The sequence below is a fragment of the Marinobacter manganoxydans MnI7-9 genome (assembly GCF_000235625.1).
In the GTDB taxonomy this organism is placed as follows: Bacteria; Pseudomonadota; Gammaproteobacteria; order Pseudomonadales; family Oleiphilaceae; genus Marinobacter; species Marinobacter manganoxydans.
Genome location: NZ_AGTR01000078.1, coordinates 1 through 2,112, shown reverse-complemented (window position 1 = coordinate 2,112; position 2,112 = coordinate 1). Strand labels below are relative to the sequence as shown.

At 54.4% G+C, this 2,112-nt stretch carries 2 protein-coding genes; one reads left to right on the top strand and one right to left on the bottom strand.

Annotated features, from left to right (window positions below; translation table 11 throughout):
- Positions 1–686 (top strand): copper resistance protein B (locus KYE_RS15415; protein WP_008175168.1); only part of this gene is annotated, 686 nt, incomplete at its 5' end.
- A gap of 167 nt (positions 687–853) precedes the next feature.
- Here KYE_RS15415 and KYE_RS15410 read toward each other — a convergent pair.
- The coding region (locus tag KYE_RS15410; protein WP_008175165.1) for a hypothetical protein at positions 854–2,112 on the bottom strand (1,259 nt) is incomplete at its 5' end.

The window sequence follows — 2,112 nt, the reverse complement described above, 5'->3', positions numbered from 1 at the left end:
TTCAGGCCGAACCGGACTGGACGCTGCCGATACACGACAACCAGGTGTTTGGCCAGGTTCTGTTTGACCGGATGGAATACCAGCGTGACGGCGACAACGAATTGGCCCTGTGGGACGCCCAGGCCTGGATTGGTAAAGATCGCAATCGGCTCTGGGTCGAAACGGAAGGTGAGACTGATCTATCCAGCGACAGCGGCGACATCGAAAATTTTGATGTGCAGTACAGCTATCGCTTCGATCGCTTCTGGGATATACAGACAGGATTGGGTGCCCAGACAACGTTTGGCCCCAGCCCTAATAAGGAGCGCTATTCGGCCATTGTTGGATTGCAGGGACTTGCCCCCTACTGGTTTGAGGTAGACACAAATCTCCGAGTCACCGACGACGGTGACGTGTCATACGATCTTGAAGCCGAGTACGACTGGCTGCTGACCCAAAGGCTCATTTTGCAGGGCCGCGGCGAAACGCTCGTTGCCTTCAGCGATGTTGAGGAGTGGGGCGTCGGTAGTGGCATCAATAATGTGGGCCTGGGGCTCCGTCTGAGATACCACTTTTCGAGGGAGTTTGCGCCCTACGTGGGTGTTTCTTACACCCGCTTTCTGGGCAACACAGAGGACCTTCGTGAGCGCGAGGGGGAAGACGTCGAGTCCTCCAGCTTCGTGGCGGGCGTCCGGTGGTGGTTTTAGTACGATAATGCCCAGTAGAAAAGGCTGGCCCCTTTGCGTGGGTCAGCTAGTGTCCTCATTTGGAGGATTTCGTCAAAATCATTGCCGACCTTCCGCATGTTCGGCTCAATGACAAACGGCCGGACTAAGGCCCGGCCGTTGTATCAGATCATGAAATTACACGTTGATCAGTAACTGATATTGACCATAGCTACGACCTTATAGGTATCCTCCGGGTCATCTCCGTAGAAGTCTCCCATGAAACCGTAAGAACCGCGGAGGCTGATGTCATACACGCCGGCAAACTTTTTACCAAGCTGAGCAGCGACTTCAGTACCAAGGGTTGAGCCGTTGGCCTGAGCAGCGCTGTCGGGCGCGTCGTCGGCAACGCGGAAGTAACCGGTGCCGTACTTCAGGTAGTAGTCGTTGGAAAGTTCCTGATCACCCGAGACTATCAGCCCCATCAGACCGTATCCCTGGTAAGCTGCGTCAGAAACTGACTTGGCCCCCTGGGAACCATTGTTGTAGTAGTAGTCTGTTCCGAAGATTTGCAGATTGCTGCTATTCAGCTCCCAGCCTGACTGGTTTGCCGCGAAGCGATCTGCACCATTGCTGCTGTCATCAGCCGGAATGTAGATGCCGTGAATCTTGAGGCTTGCATTGCCCCAATGCCTCTGGGCATACAGATTCAACATGTACGTGTCGCCATCTGTTGCGTCAGAGTCACGCCCGGACGACTTTTTGTAAAGTACCGAGCCGCTATAGCCCATTTTGTTAAAGGTAAAATCGGCGTAGGCACCGAAATAGTTGTCATCCGTTCGAGCCGCCGTACCATTCAGAGCATCCGGACTGCTGTTGCTGATCTGAGCTCCGGTAAGGCCGTAGTGGAAAACCTCGCTGGGATGAAGTTCGGCACTCAACATGTAGAAGTCCACGTCGTCCGCAGAATCTCTATCGTTTTCTTCCCACTTGAACCAGCCACCTGTCAGCGTGGCCATACCAACATTGCCCGCAAAGGAGACGCCATTCATGTCGTCGTTGGTAACAAGGCTCTCGTACTTGCCGAAGCCATACCCCTGGACGCCCGCTCGCACCTTCCAGTCGCTGTTCGGCACCTTCAGTTCAGCGTAGACATTTTTGGTCTCAACGCCAACGCCGTCGGCGCTGAGTTTGCCGCAATTGTCACCCTGGCAGCTTCCCTTCTCACCCCAGGGAGAATCGAGCTCACCGTACCAAACCAGGCTCACGTTATCGTTGAGGTCGCCGGTGATCTTTGCACGCAGGCGCTGGTCAACAAATGAACTGCTGTTCTCGTTGGTTTCATCCAGGCTTTCTGAGGTCGCCTGCAGGCGGTAATAACCGTTCACCGTGAAGGGGGAATCGCCTTTCTTGAGCTCTTCCACTTCAGCCGTCAGTTGATTTATTTCAACCTTCAGGTCTTCTACGG